This window comes from Rhizobium sp. P2_G9, from assembly GCF_056403475.1.
Map to the genome: position 1 here is coordinate 21,877 of NZ_JBFUFK010000055.1, position 18,740 is coordinate 40,616.

General features: G+C 63.1%; 14 protein-coding genes. 9 read left to right on the plus strand and 5 right to left on the minus strand.

Features of this window, described 5'->3' with window-relative positions; all coding sequences use genetic code 11:
- Positions 1-14 precede the first annotated feature (14 nt).
- Entirely contained in the window at positions 15-1,094 is a 1,080-nt protein-coding gene (locus AC1DYF_RS33670; RefSeq protein WP_477882375.1) for a LacI family DNA-binding transcriptional regulator, read from the minus strand.
- 137 nt (positions 1,095-1,231) lie between these two features.
- On the opposite strand from AC1DYF_RS33670, the gene bglB reads away from it, so the two are divergent.
- The 8 genes from bglB to AC1DYF_RS33710 all read left to right on the plus strand — a co-directional run bounded on the left by bglB (position 1,232) and on the right by AC1DYF_RS33710 (position 11,051).
- Entirely contained in the window at positions 1,232-2,332 is a 1,101-nt protein-coding gene (gene bglB, locus AC1DYF_RS33675) for a beta-galactosidase BglB (protein WP_477882377.1), read from the plus strand.
- A 1-nt stretch (position 2,333) separates the two neighbouring features.
- Positions 2,334-3,164, plus strand: coding sequence for a 5-dehydro-4-deoxy-D-glucuronate isomerase (gene kduI / locus AC1DYF_RS33680; RefSeq protein WP_477882378.1), 831 nt, complete (start codon positions 2,334-2,336; stop codon positions 3,162-3,164).
- Positions 3,161-5,677, plus strand: a complete 2,517-nt coding sequence (locus tag AC1DYF_RS33685) for a hypothetical protein (protein WP_477882380.1) — start codon at positions 3,161-3,163, stop codon at positions 5,675-5,677. Before kduI ends, AC1DYF_RS33685 begins: the two co-directional genes overlap by 4 nt.
- Positions 5,678-5,746: 69 nt before the next feature.
- The gene (locus AC1DYF_RS33690; protein ID WP_477882382.1) at positions 5,747-7,012 is read left to right on the plus strand and encodes an ABC transporter substrate-binding protein; all 1,266 of its coding nucleotides are present in this window, start codon (positions 5,747-5,749) and stop codon (positions 7,010-7,012) included.
- A gap of 103 nt (positions 7,013-7,115) precedes the next feature.
- Entirely contained in the window at positions 7,116-8,099 is a 984-nt protein-coding gene (locus tag AC1DYF_RS33695) for a carbohydrate ABC transporter permease (protein ID WP_477882459.1), read from the plus strand.
- On the plus strand, positions 8,099-9,151 hold the full coding sequence (locus tag AC1DYF_RS33700) for a carbohydrate ABC transporter permease (RefSeq protein WP_477882384.1): 1,053 nt from the start codon (positions 8,099-8,101) through the stop codon (positions 9,149-9,151). Before AC1DYF_RS33695 ends, AC1DYF_RS33700 begins: the two co-directional genes overlap by 1 nt.
- A gap of 10 nt (positions 9,152-9,161) precedes the next feature.
- A complete protein-coding gene (locus AC1DYF_RS33705) occupies positions 9,162-10,250 on the plus strand; it encodes an ABC transporter ATP-binding protein (RefSeq protein ID WP_477882386.1) in 1,089 nt (362 codons plus the stop codon).
- Between the two features lie 18 nt (positions 10,251-10,268).
- The gene (locus AC1DYF_RS33710; protein ID WP_477882387.1) at positions 10,269-11,051 is read left to right on the plus strand and encodes an SDR family oxidoreductase; all 783 of its coding nucleotides are present in this window, start codon (positions 10,269-10,271) and stop codon (positions 11,049-11,051) included.
- Positions 11,052-11,103: 52 nt separating this feature from the next.
- On the opposite strand, the gene AC1DYF_RS33715 is transcribed toward AC1DYF_RS33710, so the two are convergent.
- The 3 genes from AC1DYF_RS33715 to AC1DYF_RS33725 all read right to left on the minus strand — a co-directional run bounded on the left by AC1DYF_RS33715 (position 11,104) and on the right by AC1DYF_RS33725 (position 15,624).
- A complete protein-coding gene (locus AC1DYF_RS33715) occupies positions 11,104-13,530 on the minus strand; it encodes a hypothetical protein (RefSeq protein ID WP_477882388.1) in 2,427 nt (808 codons plus the stop codon).
- Between the two features lie 203 nt (positions 13,531-13,733).
- Entirely contained in the window at positions 13,734-14,876 is a 1,143-nt protein-coding gene (locus tag AC1DYF_RS33720) for an NAD(P)/FAD-dependent oxidoreductase (RefSeq protein WP_477882389.1), read from the minus strand.
- Positions 14,877-14,958: 82 nt separating this feature from the next.
- Positions 14,959-15,624 (minus strand): peroxiredoxin, encoded by a 666-nt coding sequence (locus AC1DYF_RS33725; protein ID WP_477882391.1) that lies wholly within the window; start codon positions 15,622-15,624, stop codon positions 14,959-14,961.
- Between the two features lie 354 nt (positions 15,625-15,978).
- Here AC1DYF_RS33725 and AC1DYF_RS33730 point away from each other — a divergent pair, with 354 nt between their 5' ends.
- A complete protein-coding gene (locus AC1DYF_RS33730; protein ID WP_477882392.1) occupies positions 15,979-17,700 on the plus strand; it encodes a BTAD domain-containing putative transcriptional regulator in 1,722 nt (573 codons plus the stop codon).
- Between the two features lie 53 nt (positions 17,701-17,753).
- On the opposite strand, the gene AC1DYF_RS33735 is transcribed toward AC1DYF_RS33730, so the two are convergent.
- Positions 17,754-18,662 (minus strand): LysR family transcriptional regulator, encoded by a 909-nt coding sequence (locus tag AC1DYF_RS33735; RefSeq protein ID WP_477882394.1) that lies wholly within the window; start codon positions 18,660-18,662, stop codon positions 17,754-17,756.
- Positions 18,663-18,740: the final 78 nt, after the last annotated feature.

Genomic DNA, 18,740 nt, shown 5'->3' on the forward strand with positions numbered 1-18,740 from the left:
GGGGCGGCGAAAACCTATCGCTCTGGATCCCCTTTCGGAGAGGCCGGGGTGAGGGGCTTTGGCACAGCCGCCGTCGATTGTCGTTCGACGATATGACAGGCGAGTTCGATGCGGCGGGCGGGCGCGGCATTGCCGCTGACGGCGTCGAGCAGCAGGTCGAGCGCGGTCGCGCCCATCTCGCGCATCGGCACATGGATCGAGGACAGTGGCGGATGGTAGAAGGCGGCCTGCGGCAGGTCGTCCATGCCCATGACCGAGACGTCAGTCGGCACGTTGAAGCCGGCCTTCTGCACGCCCAGCATGGCGCCAGCGGCCAGGCTTTCGCCGGCCGCGAGCACGGCGGTGAAATCAAGTCCGCGCCTGGCGATGCGGCTCTCGATGGCGTCGGCGGCAAGCTCGGGCAGCCAATCCTTCACCTCCATCACCAGGTCGTCGATCTCGCCTGTGCGGCTTGCGACAAGCGCGTCGCGCCAGCCTTCGTAACGCCGCTCGATGGTGCGGCGGCCCCGGCGCATGAGGAAGAGGATGCGCTCATGGCCGAGCGATTGCAGATATTCGGCGCCGATCCTGGCGCCGGAACGGTTGCAGGGGGTGACGCTCGACAGCCGCATCAGCGGGTCATCGCCGTTGATCAGCACGACCGGTTTGCCGAAGTCGCGGCTGAGCGAGAGAATGCTTTCGTCGTCGAGCGTGAGGAAAAGAAAGCCGGCGATCGCATCGTCTGCCAGCGTTTCGCGCAGGCCTTCAATATCCCCCGGTATGCCGGAAACCGGCCGGGTGACGATCTCGATGTCGAGCGTTTCGGCGCGCTGGTACAGGCCTTCGAGGACCTGCGCGGTGAACTGGTTCCGGACATAGTCGATCATCGCCACGCTGCTTGCGGCGAGGATGATCTTCTGTCCGGCGACCGAGGTCGGGATGTTGTAATTCAAGGCCTTGGCGACTTCGGTGACCTGGGCGCGGATTTCCGCGCGCACGCCCTTTTCACCGGCGAGCGCCCGCGACGCCGTGCTCATCGACACGCCGCAGCGCGCCGCGATGTCCTCCAGCCGCACTTTGCGGCTGGGTTTGCCTCTCTTGCCAATCGTGCTCATGCGCGGTCCTTGCAAAGCATTGTTGCGCGAGGCTGCAAGAAATTTTCATGTTGCGCAAGAAAATTCGTTGTGTCACCTGTCCTGCAAGACGCCCGACTGCAATAATCCGGGTGGCGAGACACGGGAGGAGACGGCTCATGAGTCCTAGCGGACGCGTCCTGCGCGAGCGCCTCGAACGGCTGGTCCAGGGCATGACCGAGCTCAGCCATGACGGCCGCTACAGTGAGCCCAATCTCGACGGCTCGGCAGGCGACTATATCAGCTTCAATTCGTGGGAATGGCCGCAAGGCGTCGGCCTCTACGGCCTGGTCAGGCTGTGGATGCTGAACCGCGATCCCGCGTTGAAGGGCCTGATCGAGCGCTGGTACGAGGGGCGTTTCGGCGCCGGCCTCCCAGTGCTGAACATCAATACGACCGCGCCGATGCTGGCACTGTCGCTTCTCTGGCGCGAAACCCGCGATCAACGCTGGCAGGGCGAACTCGACCGCTGGGCAAGCCGGGTGCTTACCGAAATGCCGCGGACGCCGGAAGGCGGCATACCGCATATCGTTTCCGACAAGATCAACGATCGCGAACTCTGGGACGACACGCTGGTCATGGTCGGCCTGTTCCTCGCCTGCTATGGCGAGACGAGCGGCCGGCGCGAACTGGTCGACGAAGCCTGCCGGCAATTCCTGCTGCATGCCCGCTATCTCGCCGATCCGAAATCCGGCCTCTGGTTCCATGGCTGGACCTTTGACGGCCGGCATAATTTTGCTGAAGCGCTATGGGGCCGCGGTAATGCCTGGATTACGCTCGGCATCCTCGACCTGATCGAAATTGCCAACATTCCCGCTGCCCTGCGCAATTTCCTCCTCGGCGTGCTCGAAACGCAGATCGAGGCGCTGCTGGCGCTGCAAGCGCCGTCGGGCGCATGGCACACGCTGCTCGACGACCCCCACTCCTACGAGGAAATCTCGGCGACGGCGGGTTTCGGCTACGGGCTGTTGAAAGCCGCGCGGCTGGGCATCGGGCCGGCTGGTTGCCACGCCGCGGGCATGCGGGCGCTTGCCGCCGTGCTTGCCAATGTCGACGACAATGGAACCGTCGCAAACGTGTCCTACGGTACCCGCATGGGTCACGACCTGCAATTCTATCGGGACATTCCGATCGAGCCGACCGGCTACGGCCAGGCGCTCGCCATCCTGTGCCTGACCGAAGCGCTCAACCATATCGAAACCGAAGCGGAGGCTGCGTGATATGCGCGTCATCTACGGCGTTTCGCCCCACGACATCCCCAGTTTCGATACCGCCCGGTTGAGGGCCGAATTCCTGGTCGAAGACCTGTTCCGGCCTGGCCATATCGAATTCGCTTACACCCATGTTGACCGCATGATCGTCGGCGCCGCCACGCCGGCCGCAGAGCCACTTTCCTTCGGCGACGGCGTGGAGATCGGGACGCCGCTGTTCTTCACCGCGCGTGAAATGGGCGTGGCCAATCTCGGTGGCGCGGGCAAGATCACGATCGACGGCGAGGCTTTTGCTGTCGCCAACCGCGATGTGCTTTATATCGGCCGCGGCGCGGAGAAGGTGACGCTTGCGAGCGATGATCCGGCCATGCCGGCGCGCTTCTACATGAACTCGGTTCCGGCCGGCCGCGACATTCAGCATCGCCTGATCAGCAGAGATGGGTCCAAGCCGCTCGATCTCGGTGAGGACAAGCGTTCCAACAAGCGGCGGCTGAGGATGTATATCCATCCGGAGGTTGCCCCGTCGTGCCTGCTGCTGATGGGCATCACCGATCTCGCGCTTGGCAGCGTCTGGAACACCATGCCGCCACACCTGCATGAGCGGCGCATGGAGGCCTATTGCTATTTCGATCTCGACGCGGCCGACCGGGTAATACACCTGATGGGCCGTCCTGACGAGACCCGCAACCTGATCGTCGCCAATGGCGATGTTGTGATTTCGCCGGCCTGGTCCATCCATATGGGCGCCGGCACCGGGCCTTATGCCTTTGTGTGGGGGATGACCGGCGAGAACCAGGCCTATAACGATGTCGATCCCGTGCCTGTGGCGAGCTTGAAATGAACACGCATATGAACCCCATATCCGCCAAGGACCATCTCAAGCGACCGCTGCCCGCCGGTGCGCAGATCACCTATTGGCAGCTCGGCGTGACGGCCGAGGCGCGCTATGACGTGCCCGACCAGCCGATGAAGGGCGAGATGGACCCGTTCTTCTTCCTGACCAAGCACAAGAATTTCATTCCGCATGAATATCCGTGCCGCACCGCCTTCGGCTTGGCGCGGCGTGGCAAGCGCCCCGAGATCGGTGGCAGCTTCGCATCGCATCGCTTCTGGCTGCCGTTCGGCTCGCCGCGGGTCGATCTCTCAGGCTTCTGGTTCCGCCCGACGGTGATCGGCACCTGGGCCAGGACCGAAGTCTTCGCGGAAGGCGCAGGCGAAGCCGTGCTGAAACTCGGCACTTGCGGCGGCGCGATCCTATTCGTCAATGGCGTGGAAATCGGCTTCATGGCGGACTATGTCCGCAATCTCGAAGCCAAGCAGGATTTTGGCGTTTCACTGAAGGCGGGGCTGAATGAAATCCTGGTCTTCTTCGATGATCTTGCCGAGCGCGACGCACGCTACTTCTTCCAGATGGATTATGTATCGGGGCCGGCTGCGGAGCAGGCGCTTGCCGTTCCCGTCTCGGCCGCGACCGCCGCAGGCATCGAGGCCGCGCTCGACGACATGCATTTCGAGAAGCCGGTCTACAGTTCGGGTGAGGCAGCGCTGGTCACAGCCGCCTCTCTTGCCGAACCTGCCGAGGCGACGGTGATCGTCGAGGGCGATTTCATGTCGCGCGAAGAGCCGATGCGGCTTTCGCTGACGCTCGCAGCCGGGGCAACACGGCTTTCCCTCGGCGACAGCTCTGCCTTGCCCTCAGACTTTCGGCATTTCCATGTCAGCCTCAGCGCCGGTGGATTTACCGCCTCGCGTGTCTTCGGTGTCGAGATCTGCCATGCCGAACGCCAGGGCGTCGCTGGCGCGGACCTCGCAACCCGCATCCGCGAGACGCTGGACGAAGTCGCCGAATTCGGCGAGCCCGACAATGTCATGGCGCTGGCCCGCCTGGCCTCGGGCCGGTCAGGCGAAAAAACCGATGCGATGATCGCAGCGACCTTGCCGACCATCGAGGACTGCCACGACTGCGCCGATTTCGCGCTCGTGCCACTGCTCTGGTGCCGCACCGCCTATGGCCGGAATATCGCGCCGGATGTGGTGGAGAAGATCGATCATGCGATCCTCTCTTATCGCTACTGGATGGACGAGCCGGGCAACGATGTTCAATGGTATTTTTCCGAAAACCATGCACTGCTCTTCCACACCGCCGCCTATCTTGCCGGCACACTGCATCCGGATGCGCGTTTCGTTCGCTCCGGCCGCAGCGGCCGCGAACAGTCGGCCACAGGCCTCGCACGGGTGCGCGCCTGGCTCGACCATTTCGAGACGTGGGAAATGGCGGAGTTCAATTCCGCGCCCTATTTCCCGATCGATCTCAAGGGCTTGACGGCACTTTTTGCACTGGCACCTGATGCCGATGTGCGAGAAAGGGCGCGAAAAGCGATCGTACGGCTTGCAACGATCGTCGCGCGCTCCGCCCATCATGGCATTCTCACCGGCGCGCAGGGACGCTCCTACGAACACACGCTGCGCGCGGCGGGCTCGCTGGAGCTCTCCGGCATTGCCCGTCTGCTCTGGGGCAAGGGCAATTACGGCCGCCGCGTGCATGCGCTGCCGCAGATGGCGATCTGCCTGCGCGATCACAGACTTGAAATCCCTGCCGAGCTTTCGGCAATTGCCGATTGGACGTCGCCGGACGCGCAGGAATGGGTTTTCGCCCAGGGCGAAAATCGCATCGCCCGGCTCTATCACTACAAGACGGCCGGTTATGCCATCGGCACAGCGGCACATTATCGCTGGAATGAATGGGGTTACCAGGAAACGGTCATTCAGCTGCGGCTCGGCGCCAATGCCGATGCACAGGTCTGGATCAACCATCCGGGCGAGACGATCCATTCCGGCTATGGCCGTCCGTCCTATTGGGGCGGATCGGGGACGCTGCCGAAACTCTATCACTATCGCGGCCTGGCAATCCTGACCTTCGATTGCGTCGCCGAACAGCCTGGTTTTTCACATGCCTGGTTCCCGCGCCAGATGTTCGACGCATCGACGATTTCCGATGATGTGGCGGTGGCGCGGTCGGGCGAGGGCATGGTGCTGCTTAAGGGCAGCGGGCCGCTTACCCTGGTCGAGACGGGACCGACAGCGGGCAATGAACTGCGGATCGCGGGGCACAGGACGAGCTGGATCGTCCGCATGGGCGAACGCGGCGCGGAAGGCTCGGATGAGGCGTTCGCTGCGAAATTCTCGGGCCTTTCGGTTGCGGACAGCGACGACGGCGCGCTGACGGTCGATGATCCCGATTATGGCCTGGTGGTCTGTCACGCCGACGGCAGGATCGTGGCCGAGGGCCGCACGGTCAACCCCGGCGAATGGAGCGTCGAGGGAGCGGCAACGCTGTTCTCCGGGAGGCAGTGATTGCTGCGGTCGGGCAGAGGACCAAGCATGTTCAACTGACGGATAAACCGTCCATCGAAGGAGGAGACGATGAAGAAGAGCATAACCATTCTGGGCGCCCTTGGGCTTGCGCTGCTTTCCAGCACCGCGGCCTTTGCCGGCGACGTCCGCATCATGTGGTATTCCGACGGCGTGGAAGGTGAGGTGTTGAAAGACCTGATCAACCGCTTCAACAAGGACAATCCCGATATCCACGTGACCATCGACGAGGTCGCCTATTCGACGATCAAGGAACAATTGCCGGTGCAGCTCGCCGCCGGCAATGGTCCGGATATCGCCCGCGTCACCAATCTGAAATCGCTGTCGCAATATTGGCTGGACCTGACGCCCTATCTCAAAGACGCGGACTTCTGGAAGAAGAACTATGGCGACCAGCTCGACTGGATGCGCCCCGACGGGACAAACATCATTCCCGGCTTCATGACGCAGATCACGCTGACCGGCGGATTTGCCAACAAGACGCTGTTCGACCAGGCCGGTGTGGCGCTGCCGGGCGATAAGGCGACCTGGGAAGACTGGGTGGCCGCGGCCGACAAGGTCGCCAAGAGCCAGCAGATCCCTTACGCCTTCGCCATCGACCGTTCCGGCCATCGCATCACCGGTCCGGCGATCTCCTATGGCGCCAACTATATCGGCAAGGACGGCAAGCCGGCGCCGCTCGACGATGGCGCCAAGAAATATCTCGCGCAACTGGTCAAGTGGAATGCCGACGGCCTCAACGACAAGGATGTCTGGGTGTCCGCTTCCGGCACCACCTACAAGCCGGCGGCTGACGACTTCATCAACAGCCAGGTCGCCGTCTACTATGCCGGTTCCTGGCAGATCCCGAATTTCATGACCAAGATCGGCACGAATTTCGACTGGGTTGCGATCGGCAGCCCCTGCGGCCCGGCCGCCTGCACCGGCATGCCCGGCGGCGCTGGCCTAGTGGCGATCAAATCGACGAAAAATCCCAAGGATGTCGCCAAGGTGCTGGATTACCTCGCTTCGACCCCGGTCGCCAAGGAATTCGCCGAACGGACGCTGTTCCTGCCGTCGAACAAGGAAGTGATCGCCAGCGGGCTCGACTTCAAGACCGACAACAAATTCGCCAAGGAGGCGCTCAACACCTTCGTCAAGGCGACGTCGACGACCGCGCCGGAAGCGCTGAAGCTGCCGGGCTGGTCATGGTCCGACACCTATTACGGCGCACTCGTCAGCCGCGTCGGCCAGGCGATGGCGGGTGAGATGAGCCTTGATGATGCATTCAAGCGGATTGATTCCGATATCGCGGAGAAGGTGAAGGCAGCGCAGTAGAGTGTGTCGTCAGTGCCGGCGTGCGGATTGGCAGATCTGTGCGCCGGCCTCAGGGGAGGTTAAACGGGTGAAGGAAAACGGCATCGCAGTCGCGTCGCAATCCATGGCCATGGCTGTTGTCGGCCGGTTGATGGCTATTATCGACATTCCGCTCAGCCTCCTCCAGCGAAAGGCAGGGCAGACGGGCATGGCCGCCTTCTTCCTGGCGCCGAACATGGCGATCTTCGGCGTGTTCGTGCTTGTCCCGTTCGTCGTCAATTTCATCTATTCGCTGACCGGCGGCTCGGCCATCTTTCTCGACCAGCGGCGCTTTGCCGGGCTGCAGCAATATGACGAGATATTTTCCTGCGGCAATTACCTCGATCCCAACTCCTGCAAGCAGGACGTCTTTTGGATCGCGGCCGGCAATACCGCCTGGTTCGTGGTTATCCAGGTGACGCTGATGATCAGCGCGGCGCTGATCACGGCCCTGATCCTCAACCGCGAGATCATCGGTCGCGGCTTCTGGCGCGCCGTGTTCTTCTTTCCGGTGCTCTTGTCGCCAGTGGTCACCGGGCTGATCTGGCGCTGGATTTTTGAGCGCCAGGGCGTGCTCAACGCCGTCTGCCAAAAACTCTTCGGCATGGCGCCCTATGACTGGCTGACAGAGCGCACGACCTCGTTCTTTGCCTCCATCGGTGTGTCGATCTGGGCGCATGTCGGCTTCTACACGCTGATCCTGCTCGCCGGCCTGCAGGCGATCCCGAAAGACCTTTACGAGGCCGCCGAGATGGATGGCACCAGCCGTTCGCGCGTCTTCTGGCGCATCACGCTGCCGCTGTTGATGCCGAACCTCATCGTCGTCTTGGTGCTGGCGCTGATCCGCGCGGTGCAGATTTTCGACGAAGCCTTCGTGCTCACCCATGGCGGGCCGGGCACCAGCACGATGTACATGGTGCAATATATCTACGAGACCGGCTTTGCCTCGGAACTGCGCAATCCGGGCCTCGCGGCGGCGGCCTCCATCCTGATGGGTGCCGTGCTGGTCGTGCTCACATTGGCGCAAATGGCGGCATCGCGCCGCAACGAGAAGAAGGGAGCGCGCTGATGTCGACAGTCGTGCAATTCCTGACGCGTCGCCGGGGCGGCAAAGGCTGGCACTGGACGGATGTGTTCACCTGGATCTGGCTGATCGGCGGGCTCTTGTTGATGTTCGGACCGGCGGCATGGCTGGCGCTCTCCTCGTTCAAGACGCCGGCGGCGCTCTCGGAATTCCCGCCTTCGCTGCTGCCCTATGTCACCGAGACGGTGACGGTCGCCGGTTACGACAAGCCGCTGCAGCTATATGACGTGACCATGCCGGATGGCTCGAAGGCCAAGTTGGCGGAAGTCCGCCGTGTCGGCATCGTTTCCCAGATGGTCGATCCGCAAAATCCGCAGGCGATCGTCAAGGTCAATATCAGGAATCGCAAGCCGGTGCAGAGCATATCGTTCGAGACCTCGAACTATACCGAACCCTTCCTGCATTTCGATTTCCTGCGCTATCTCTGGAACTCGGTTTTCGTCACCGTCATGGCGACGCTGATCACGCTTGTCGTCAACTCCATGGCCGCGTTCGCGCTCTCCAAGTATAAATTCCGCGGCCAGAACATCATTCTCGTCCTGATCGTTGCCACCTTGATGGTGCCGCTCGCGGTGATCATGGTGCCGCTCTATTCGGTGGTCTCGACGCTTGGCCTGCTCGACAATCTCTGGGGCGTGATCCTGCCCACGGTGGCGACGCCGACCGGCGTGTTCCTGCTCAGGCAATATATGCTGACCATTCCCGACGAGTTGATCGACGCCGCGCGCATGGACAAGGCGTCGGAATGGCAGATCTACTGGCGCATCGTGCTGCCGCTCTCGGCGCCGGCGCTGGCCGTGCTTGCCATCTTCTCGGTCGTCTGGCGGTGGAACGATTTCCTGTGGCCGCTGATCGTGCTCAGCCGCTCATCGCTTTACACATTGCAGGTCGGGCTGAATGTCTATTCCGGCCAGCTGAACGTGCAATGGCATTACATCCTCGCCATGACCGTGGTGACGATGATCCCGGTGATCCTCGTCTTCGTGTTCCTGCAGCGTTTTATCGCGCGCGGCATCGCCACGTCCGGGCTGAAATAGGGGAAACGACGTGGGCCAGATCGTACTCGAAAAAGTCACCAAATCCTTCGGCGCCATCGACGTGCTGCATGGCATCGACCTCGATATCGGCGAGGGAGAGTTCGTCGTCTTCGTCGGCCCGTCGGGCTGCGGAAAATCGACGCTTCTGCGCCAGATCGCCGGTCTCGACCGGCCGTCGAGCGGTGAGATCCGCATCGGCGGCAAGCTGGTCAACGATGTCCCGGCCTCGGACCGTGGTCTAGCCATGGTGTTCCAGTCCTATGCGCTCTATCCACACATGAGCGTCCGGCAGAACCTGGCCTTTGGCCTCGAAAATTCGCGCATGCCGAAGGCGGAGATCGATACGCGCATTGCCGAGGCGGCGCGCATGCTCGATATCGGCGACTATCTCACCCGCCGCCCCGGCCAGCTCTCCGGCGGCCAGCGGCAGCGCGTGGCGATCGGACGCGCCATCGTGCGCAATCCCACGGCCTTTTTGCTTGATGAACCGCTGTCGAACCTCGACGCCGAACTGCGCATCTCCATGCGGGCCGAGCTCTCGGCGCTGCACGCCCGGCTGAAGACGACGATGATCTACGTCACCCACGACCAGATCGAGGCGATGACGCTCGCCGACCGCATCGTCGTGCTGCGCAAGGGTCGGGTCGAGCAGGTCGGTTCGCCGCTGGACCTCTATAACCGTCCGACCAACCGTTTCGTTGCCGGCTTCATCGGCGCCCCCAGCATGAATTTTCTACCCGGAACCATCGCCGGGGTTACGGAGGCGGGAACGGACGTCAAGCTGCTGGGGCAGGAGGTCGTGACGGTGCCACGAAGGGCCGAACGGGCAAGCATGGGGGAGGCAGTCTCTGTTGGCATCCGGCCGCAGCATATCCGGCTGGCCAAGGACGGCGAGCATGGCGTCTCCGTCGCAATCGATCTGGTCGAGGCGCTTGGCTCGGAGACGGTCGTACATGCGCATGCTTCGACTGGTGAACTCGTCCTCGCGGTGCTCGCGGGCCAGCATGCACTTGCCAAGGGTCAGACGATGACCTTCGCCTTCGATGCGCGCGATCTACATCTCTTCGACAAGGACGGCCTTCGGCTTTCCGGAACCTGACAATCAAGGACGATCGCCATGGCAGCGACATTCGACTGGAAAAACGCTTTCTCGCTGGAGGGCCGGCGGGCGCTGGTGACCGGCGGCGCGGCCGGGATCGGTCAGGCGATTGCAGTCGCATTGGCGGCATCCGGTGCGGATGTTGCCTTCACTAGCCACAGCAGGCCGGGCGCTGAAACGGCTGTGGCCATCGAAGCCACCGGCAGGCAGGCGAGGGACGTGCATGCGGATCTCGGCTTGCTCGATGCCCGCGCGGCCGAAGAGATGATCGAGCGGATCGAAGGCGAGTTCGGTGCGATCGACATTCTTGTCAACAATGCCGGCATCATCCGCCGCGCCGATCTGGCCGTTCACGCCGAGGAGGATTGGCGCGCCGTGCTTTCGACCAATCTCGACGCCACCTGGTTCCTGTCTCAGGCGGCGGCGCGGCGGATGCAGGCGCGCAAATCCGGCCGGATCATCATGATCGCGTCGCTGCTGTCCTTCCAGGGCGGCATCCGCGTGCCCGGCTACACCGCGTCGAAACACGCGGTGGCCGGCCTGACGAAGGCGCTTGCCAATGAGCTCGCGCCGCATGGGGTGACCGTCAACGCCGTTGCGCCAGGCTATATCGCCACCGACAACACGACGGCCCTGCGGGCGGATCCCGAGCGGTCGCGGCAGATTCTCGAGCGCATCCCGACTGGTCGCTGGGGCGAGGCCACGGACATCGCCGGCGCCGCCGTGTTCCTGGCTTCGCCGGCGTCGGCCTATGTGACCGGGGCCATCCTCAATGTCGATGGCGGGTGGCTGGCGCGGTAGCGGCGGAGCCCGGCCGTCCCCGCCGGCACATCCATTCGATGGTCTGGCCAGATCACCCGAAATCCGCGGACGTCAGATGCACGACCGTGCCCAGATGCAGGACGAAGTCTGCCTTGCCGTCGCTATCGGTGTCGCCATAAATGTAAGTATCCGAGGACGTCGTCTGGAAACGCAGCTCGCCGGCCGTCTTGCTGAAGGCGGATGTGCCGATGAAGTTGAAGGCTTGCTGGCCGTGGGAATGGATATCGGCATCGATCTGCGAGAGTTCGATCAAATCTTTCTCCGACTGCTTGAAGTCCATGATCGTATCGCACGCATTTTTCGACGTCCCGATGTCGGAAGCGTGGGCAAACCAGAACACATCTGCTCCGCTGCCGCCGTAAAGCACGTCCGCGCCGGCTTCGCCGTAGATCTGGTCGTCGCCGCCGCCGCCTTTGATGACGTCATTTCCGGAACCGGCTTGGAACAGGTTGTTGCCGGCGTCTCCGACGAGAACATCGGCGTGGGTCGATCCGACGAGCAGTTCGATCGAGGAATAGGTATCGCCCTTGGCGTCGCCGGTGTTGGACGAGGGCGTGTTCATGTTGGCCGTTACACCCTTGCTTGCCGTGGCATAAGACACGACATCGAAACCGTCGCCGCCGATGAGCGCGTCAGCGCCTGCGCCGCCGATGAGGAGGTCGTCGCCGGCGCCGCCGTCCAGCGCATTGGCGCCGGCATTTCCGGTCAGCTCATCACCGAAGTTCGTTCCAGTAACGTTTTCGATCGAGGAATAGGTGTCGCCGGCGGCGTCACCGGTGTTGGCGCCGTGCGATGCGAGATTGGCATGAACGCTCGCCGTCGCATCGGCATAGGATGCGGTGTCGATGCCGGTGCCGCCGATCAGCTTGTCCGCGCCCGCACCGCCATTGAGCAGGTCGTTGCCGCCGCCGCCCGACAGCTTGTCATTGCCGGCACCGCCCGAGAAATCATCGGCTGTCGCCTTGCCGGTGAACGTATCGGCATGGCTCGATCCGACGAATTTTTCAATCGAGACGAAGACATCGCCCTTGGCATCACCGGTGTTGTCGACAGGCGCTGTCAGCGAGACAACCACGCCCTTTGCGGCACCGGCATAGCTGGCCGTGTCGATGCCGCTGCCGCCGTCCAGCCGGTCGGCGCCTGCGCCTCCGACAAGCGTATCGCTTCCCTCTCTTCCGTTGATGGTATCGCCATAGGCTGTACCGGTGAGCATCTCGTCCGCCCCGATACCGGAGAGGATGACCTTCGATGTCGCCATCGAGGCATCGACCCCGGTGGTCGGGGCCGTATTGATCTTCGCCAGGTCGAAGGTTCCGCCTTCGCCGATGAGATTGAAGGACGTTGCAGCGATAATGAGCGAAAGCGAGCTCAACTGCGCAATACTGGCCGTGACAGCGTGGCCGCTTGCAGCTAGGGTTTCGACATGTTTGAAGATCGTGTGACCAAGATCATATCCGTTGATAAGGTCGCTTCCGGCGCCGCCGTCGATGGTGACGCTGCCGCGGCTGGCAGCAAATAGCTTGGTGGACAATACGATCGTATCGTCGCCAGCTCCGCCGCTGAGTGTGTCACTGCCCGAACCGCCGATCAAGCGGTCATCGCCGTTGCCGCCGTCGAGGACGTCGTTGGCGCCGCCGCCCTGGAGCGTGTCGTTGCCGTCATTGCCGTAGAGGGTGTCGGGTCCTTTTCCGCCCTTCAGGCTGTCATTGCCGTCGTCGCCGTTCAGAACGTCGCCGAAGTTCGATCCGGTGAGCGAACTGCCCGATGCGCTCGCCGTCAAAGTCACCATCGAGGTTGCGGTGGACGCATCGACAGCGGGATTGCTGGCGAGCGTCGAGAGGTCCAGCGTGCCGCCATCACCGACCAGGTAGAGCTTGTCGACGACGGTCACGGTCGCGAAGGACTTGATCTGGGCGACGGTTGCAGCGAGAGAATTGGCGCTGAGCGCTTCCACATTCGTGGTCACCAGCCCGCCGAGCGAGACCAGGTCGCCGGTGACGGTGTCGTGGCCGTCGCCACCGTCGAACGTACCGCTGCCCACGGTGCCATTCTTTATCTCCAAGGTGTCGTCGCCCATGCCGCCGGAGATGGCGTCACCGATGTGAAAGCCGCTGAAATGATCGGCCTGGCTGGTTCCGGTGATCGTGGAGGCGGATGTCAGGGCGGAGCCGTCGACATCGAGCAGCACCGCCGACGACAGGCGCGCCGAAAAATCCAGCACACCGCCGTCGCCCGTCAGCACGATCTTGTTGCTGAAGGACGGATCGTGCAATTCGATCGAGGAGAACGAGTTCAGTTGTGCAATGCTGGCGCTGAAATCGCCGGACCAGCCGAAGCTCAGCTTTTCGAAGCCGGCATAGGTGGCGGTTCCCAGACCGTCGCTGGCGTCGACCTCGTCCACGCCGTCGGTGCCGGCAAATGTTCCTGTGGCGCTCGTGTCCACGGAAATGGTGGTCATGATTTTGAAATCCTGATCAGAAGGGATGAGAAAAGGGGAGATGAATTAGAATGGCTGGCGCGTGTGGCGCCAGCCGGGCTTGTGACGTCGGACCGATGAACTGGCCGCACCTTGCCGAAAATTCCGGGCAGGACTGCCATGGCCAAGCCCGTCTATTATGGAATTGGCCGACCTGCAACGCCGACCCAGGCGAAACCTGCCACTCAGAGCCCGAACCAGCGGGCGCGGCGGCTGGAGCCGAAGAACTCCTTGTCCTTCCTCAGATCGACCGACGGCTCGTAATAGGTGCCGGTCGGGCTCGGGCCTGAGAAGAAATCGACCTCGACCTTGCCGATGCGACCCGCGCCGAACTCGATATAGCAGGTGCCGAAGCCGTTATATTGGACAGCCTCTCCGCGGTTTGCCAGCTTGGCGATCAGCGCGCTCGCCACGGCGCGCGCAGCACCTTCGGCAAACACGCCTGCCTTCGGCGTGCCGGTATTGGCGCCATCGCCGACGGCATAGACGTTTTCATATTTGGTTTCGAGCGTTCGCGGATTGACGGGGATCCAGCCATCCACCGCCATGCCGCTTGCCAGCACGACCGGTGGTACACGATGCTTGGGCACGCCGAGGAACAGGTCGAAAGGCATTTCGGTGCCGTCATCGAGGACGGCGACATTCCTGGCATTGTCGACCGATGCAACGCGGCGGCCGGGGGTGAAACGGATATTGCGTTCGGCAAAGGCCGCGATCAGCGCGCGCGATGTGTCCGGCGACGGCGGCACCGGGCTCGGCAGCGGTAGGACCAGGTCGATTTCGCAATCGTCGCGGATGCCGCGGCTCAAAAGATAGTCGTGCAGCATGAGGGCGCATTCGTTCGGCGCCGGCGGGCATTTGTAGGGCGCGCCGCAGACGCCGACCAGCGCCCTGCCTTTCTTGAATTCCGGCAGAACGTGCCTGAGCTTTTCCGCGCCCGGCACGGTGTAGAATTCGGTGGTGCCGGCGAGGCCGGGCGTCGCGTCGAAATCATATTCGGCACCGAGCGCCACGACCAGGATGTCGGCATCGAAGACGCCATCGTCGGTGGTGACGCGGCGGGCGACAGGATCGATCTGGGTGATCGTGCGCTTCAGGAGCTTCACGCCCGGCTTGGCATAGGTCGCATAGGGTAGTCTGACCGCTTCCGGCTCCTTGTGACCGAACATAACGTCCAGCTTGGAAAAGCCGAAGACGAAGTGATCGCTCTTGTCGATCAGGGTCACGTCGATGCTGTCTCCCAGCGATTCCGACAGAAGCGTCGTCAGCTCCAGGCCGCCAAATCCGGCGCCGAGCACGACGATACGCGGCTTGCTCATGGTGGTCATAGTTCTCTCCTGAATAGGAATTGGGGCGAGGATATTTTAGGGGGCGGCGAGGGCGGACTGATCGCCCTCGCCAGCGGGCCGATCAGGTCAGCACCGGCTGCGGCACGATGCGGATATAGGGCTTGGGCTCCTTCCAGCCCTGCGGATAGAGTTTCTTCGCCTCTTCGTTGGAAACCGAACCGGCAATGATGACGTCGTCGCCGGGCTTCCAGTTGACCGGCGTCGCCAGCCGATGCTTGGCGGTGAGCTGCATCGAGTCGATCACGCGCAGGATCTCATCGAAATTGCGGCCGGTGGTCATCGGATAGGAGATGACGAGCTTGATCTTCTTGTCCGGGCCGATGACGTAGACGTTGCGGACGGTCTGGTTGTCCGCAGCCGAGCGGCCATCGGAAGTCTCGCCGGCCGCGGCGGGCAGCATGTCGTAGAGTTTGGAGACGGCCAGCGTCGGATCGCCGATCATCGGGAAGTTCGGCGCCGTGCCCTGGGTCTCGGCGATGTCGTTCGCCCAGCCGGAATGCCTGTCCACCGGATCGACCGAAAGACCGATGATCTTGACGCCGCGCTTGTCGAATTCCGGCTTCATACGCGCCATATATCCAAGCTCGGTAGTGCAGACCGGCGTAAAATCCTTGGGATGGGAGAAGAGCACGCCCCAGTCGCTGCCGAGCCATGCGTGGAAGGAGATCGGCCCCATCGTGGTTTCTGCGATGAAATCAGGAGCGATATCGTTGATTCTCAGTGACATTTTCAGTTCCTCTCGTGGTTGGATGTTGTCGGATAGGGTTGCGGAATCAGGTTAGGAATTCGGCGGTCCTCCGGCGTTGAACAACAGTCAGACCGTAGTGCGAATGTTGCAACGCTTGTTGTGGGCGTGAGCCGGAATATTCTTGGTGCCGACCGCCCTCCCAGAGAGCAACGTGCCGAAAATCTGGGTGGCAGAAGTATAGGAGGCATTCGGTAGCATTTGGGTCCGTTTCGCGTAACAAGTGATTGCGAGCGGACACTAGAAAAACTATGTTCCTCGCACGTTCCTCGAAAAATATTTCTCTGCGGGCGACCCCGCGTTCAGACTAAGTCACTGTTTCAGGCGGAGAAAAATGTGAAGGCGTCGATTGATCTGCTCGGCCGTTTCGTCGTTCGCATCGATGATCGGGAAATCCCTGCCGCCGATTGGCGGCGCGATCGGGCCGCGGCCTTGGTCAAGCTGCTCGCCGTGACGCCGCAACACAGATTGCACCGCGAACAGGTGATGGAGGCCTTCTGGCCCGATCTCGACAGCGAGCTGGCGAGCGCGAATTTTCGCAAGGCGGTCCACTTTGCTCGCAAAGTGCTGGATGCCCATGAGCTGATCAGCGTCAGCAAGGAAATCGTCTCGCTTTCCGACGGCATCGATCTGGTGATCGATGCCGGGCGGTTCGAGGCGGCGGCAAAGGCTGCACTGCTGAGCGGTGACGCACGCCAATGCGCTGAGGCGGCCGACCTCTATCGCGGGCCGCTGCTGCCCGATGATCGCTATGTCGAATGGCTCGACGCGCCGCGCGAGCGGTTGCAGCAGCTCTACGTCAAGGTGCTGCGCACCGGACGGCTGTGGTCGCAGTTGATCGCGCTCGATCCGACCGATGAGGAGGCGCAATGCGCCCTCATGCAGGCGGCGCTCGATGCCGGCAACCGCAACGAGGCCATCCGCCTGTTCGACCAGTTGCGCGAACGGCTGCGCATCGAGCTCGGCGTCGGGCCAAGCCCGGCCGCCATCGGTATCTATGAACGCGCATTGGCGCTTTCCGGTGTCGAGCCGGCTTCGGCCTCCGAACGCATCCGCGCCTCGCTCGCCTGGGGCCTCGTGCACCTGCAGAGCGGGGAGTTCGACAAGGCCAGCGAAATCGCCCGGGAGACCCGCGATCAGGCGCTTGGCGCCGGTCTGGCGCGCGAAGTCGGCGAGGCCAGCGCCGTGCTCGGCATCACCGCCAAGATGCAGGATCGCTGGCGCGACCTCTTCCGCAACGAGATCATCGACTGGATACGCACGAAGCCGGGCTTCGTTCCGGCGGTGTTCGACGGGCATCTTTGCCTTGCCGAATTCTGCCTCTGCAGCGCCAGCGGTCCCGCTGAAGCGGCCGAACTGGCCCACGAACTTCTCGACGTCGCCGACAATGCCGAATCCGGCGCCGGCCGCGGCCTGGCCTGCCTGATCCTGGGCGAGGTCGCCATTTTTGCGGGCGAACTGGATGAGGCGGAAAAGCTGCTGACCGAAGCGGAAAAGCTGCTGCTGGAAGCCAATGCCATATCGGGCCGGGTGCTGGCGCTGGAGCGTCTGGCCGAAGTGGCGCTGCAGCGCGGCCAGAAATGGCGCGCCAGCCGCCTCATCCGCCGGGGGCTGGCCGATGCCGATCAGTCATGGCTGTCGCCACACCTGGTGATGCGCATGCAGGCATTGGAAGTGCGCTCTGCTACGTCCCGGGAAAAGACCGCGGAGGCCATCCGCGAAGGCGACCGCCTGCTCACGCCCGGCTCCTGCCAGCCCTGTTCGATGGGCTTCCGGACCGCGTCGGCCATAGCGCTTGCCGAGGCCGGCGAGCTGCAACAGGTCGACCGGCGCCTCAACGACGCCGAACGCATTGCCGGCATGTGGCAGGGCGGCCCCTGGGCCGCGGCGCTCTGGGAAGCGCGCGGCGTCCAGCGCCAGGCGCAGAAAAACAGCGTCCGCGCCATGGCCGCCTTCGCCGAGGCCGCTGCCCGCTATGAGGAGCTCGGCCGGCCGCTCGACCAGGCGCGATGCCTGAACCGGATGGCGAGCGTGATGCCGGCGGCCAAATCCGCCTGAGCATGACCAGCGCGCAGCGAGCCCGCGGCTGGCTCTTCATCTCACGCCACCATTCAGGCGGTCGATTTGATATGGTCGATGAAGGCGCGCAGCTTGGGCAGCATCTGGCGCTTGCTGGGATAGTAGAGGAAGACGCCGGGGGTCATGACGGCGAGGTCGTCAAGCACCGACTCCAGCTTTGCCTCGGCGATCGGCGCGCGCACGAGCGGCCCCGGCACCTGCGCCAGGCCTATACCCTTCACCGCGGCCCCGAGCAGTGTCGGATAGTCGTGCGCGATCAACGGGCCGAAGACCGCTGCCTCGATCCGTTCGTTGCCGTCGACGAAGGACCAATGGCCGATGGCGCCATTCGAACGGCGTATGCGCAGGCAGGCATGCTGGCGCAGGTCTGCCACGTTCTCCGGACGGCCATGGTGGGCGAGATAGTCCGGGCTGGCGACGACCATGAATGGGAAGGGCTGCGTCAGCCGCACCGCCACCATGTCGGGCGCGATGAACTGGCCGAAGCGGATGCCGGCATCGAAGCCGCCAGTGGCGAGATCGACCATTTCCTCGCTCGCGGCGATTTCCAGTTCGATGTCCGGATAGGCCTCGGCGAATGAGCCGATCACCGGTTCGAGGATCAGCGGCACGACGCCGCGGGGCACGGAGAGACGTAAGAGCCCGGCAGGCCGCTGACCGAGATCGCGGGCGAATTCGGCAGCAGCAAGGAGTTCCGCGAAAGCCGGTGATGCGCGATCGAAGAAGCGCTGGCCGGCCTCTGTCAGGCCGACGCTGCGTGTCGTGCGAGTGAACAGCGCCACGCCGAGCCGCGCTTCCAGGGCACGAATGGCCTGGCTGACCGCCGACGGTGTCACGCCCAGCTCTGCCGCGGCCCGGCGAAAATTGCCGTGCCGGGCGACAGCGAGAAAGCTCTCGACACCTTCGAGTGGGCTCTGTCGGATTGTGTAGATAGGCTTCATAGCCTGTGAACATTATGTCGGATTGTCGGGGAATGGTAGCGGCCTTAGATCATCTCCTGAAACCTGATCAGGAGGCTG

Coding starts and splice junctions, on each gene's coding strand:
- AC1DYF_RS33710 (WP_477882387.1), top strand. CDS start 10,269: ATGGCAGCGACATTCGACTGGAAAAACGCTTTCTCGCTGGAGGGCCGG.
- AC1DYF_RS33690 (WP_477882382.1), top strand. CDS start 5,747: ATGAAGAAGAGCATAACCATTCTGGGCGCCCTTGGGCTTGCGCTGCTT.
- AC1DYF_RS33715 (WP_477882388.1), bottom strand. CDS start 13,530: ATGACCACCATTTCCGTGGACACGAGCGCCACAGGAACATTTGCCGGC.
- kduI (WP_477882378.1), top strand. CDS start 2,334: ATGCGCGTCATCTACGGCGTTTCGCCCCACGACATCCCCAGTTTCGAT.
- AC1DYF_RS33670 (WP_477882375.1), bottom strand. CDS start 1,094: ATGAGCACGATTGGCAAGAGAGGCAAACCCAGCCGCAAAGTGCGGCTG.
- AC1DYF_RS33685 (WP_477882380.1), top strand. CDS start 3,161: ATGAACACGCATATGAACCCCATATCCGCCAAGGACCATCTCAAGCGA.
- AC1DYF_RS33725 (WP_477882391.1), bottom strand. CDS start 15,624: ATGTCACTGAGAATCAACGATATCGCTCCTGATTTCATCGCAGAAACC.
- AC1DYF_RS33700 (WP_477882384.1), top strand. CDS start 8,099: ATGTCGACAGTCGTGCAATTCCTGACGCGTCGCCGGGGCGGCAAAGGC.
- AC1DYF_RS33695 (WP_477882459.1), top strand. CDS start 7,116: ATGGCCATGGCTGTTGTCGGCCGGTTGATGGCTATTATCGACATTCCG.
- AC1DYF_RS33720 (WP_477882389.1), bottom strand. CDS start 14,876: ATGACCACCATGAGCAAGCCGCGTATCGTCGTGCTCGGCGCCGGATTT.
- AC1DYF_RS33735 (WP_477882394.1), bottom strand. CDS start 18,662: ATGAAGCCTATCTACACAATCCGACAGAGCCCACTCGAAGGTGTCGAG.
- bglB (WP_477882377.1), top strand. CDS start 1,232: ATGAGTCCTAGCGGACGCGTCCTGCGCGAGCGCCTCGAACGGCTGGTC.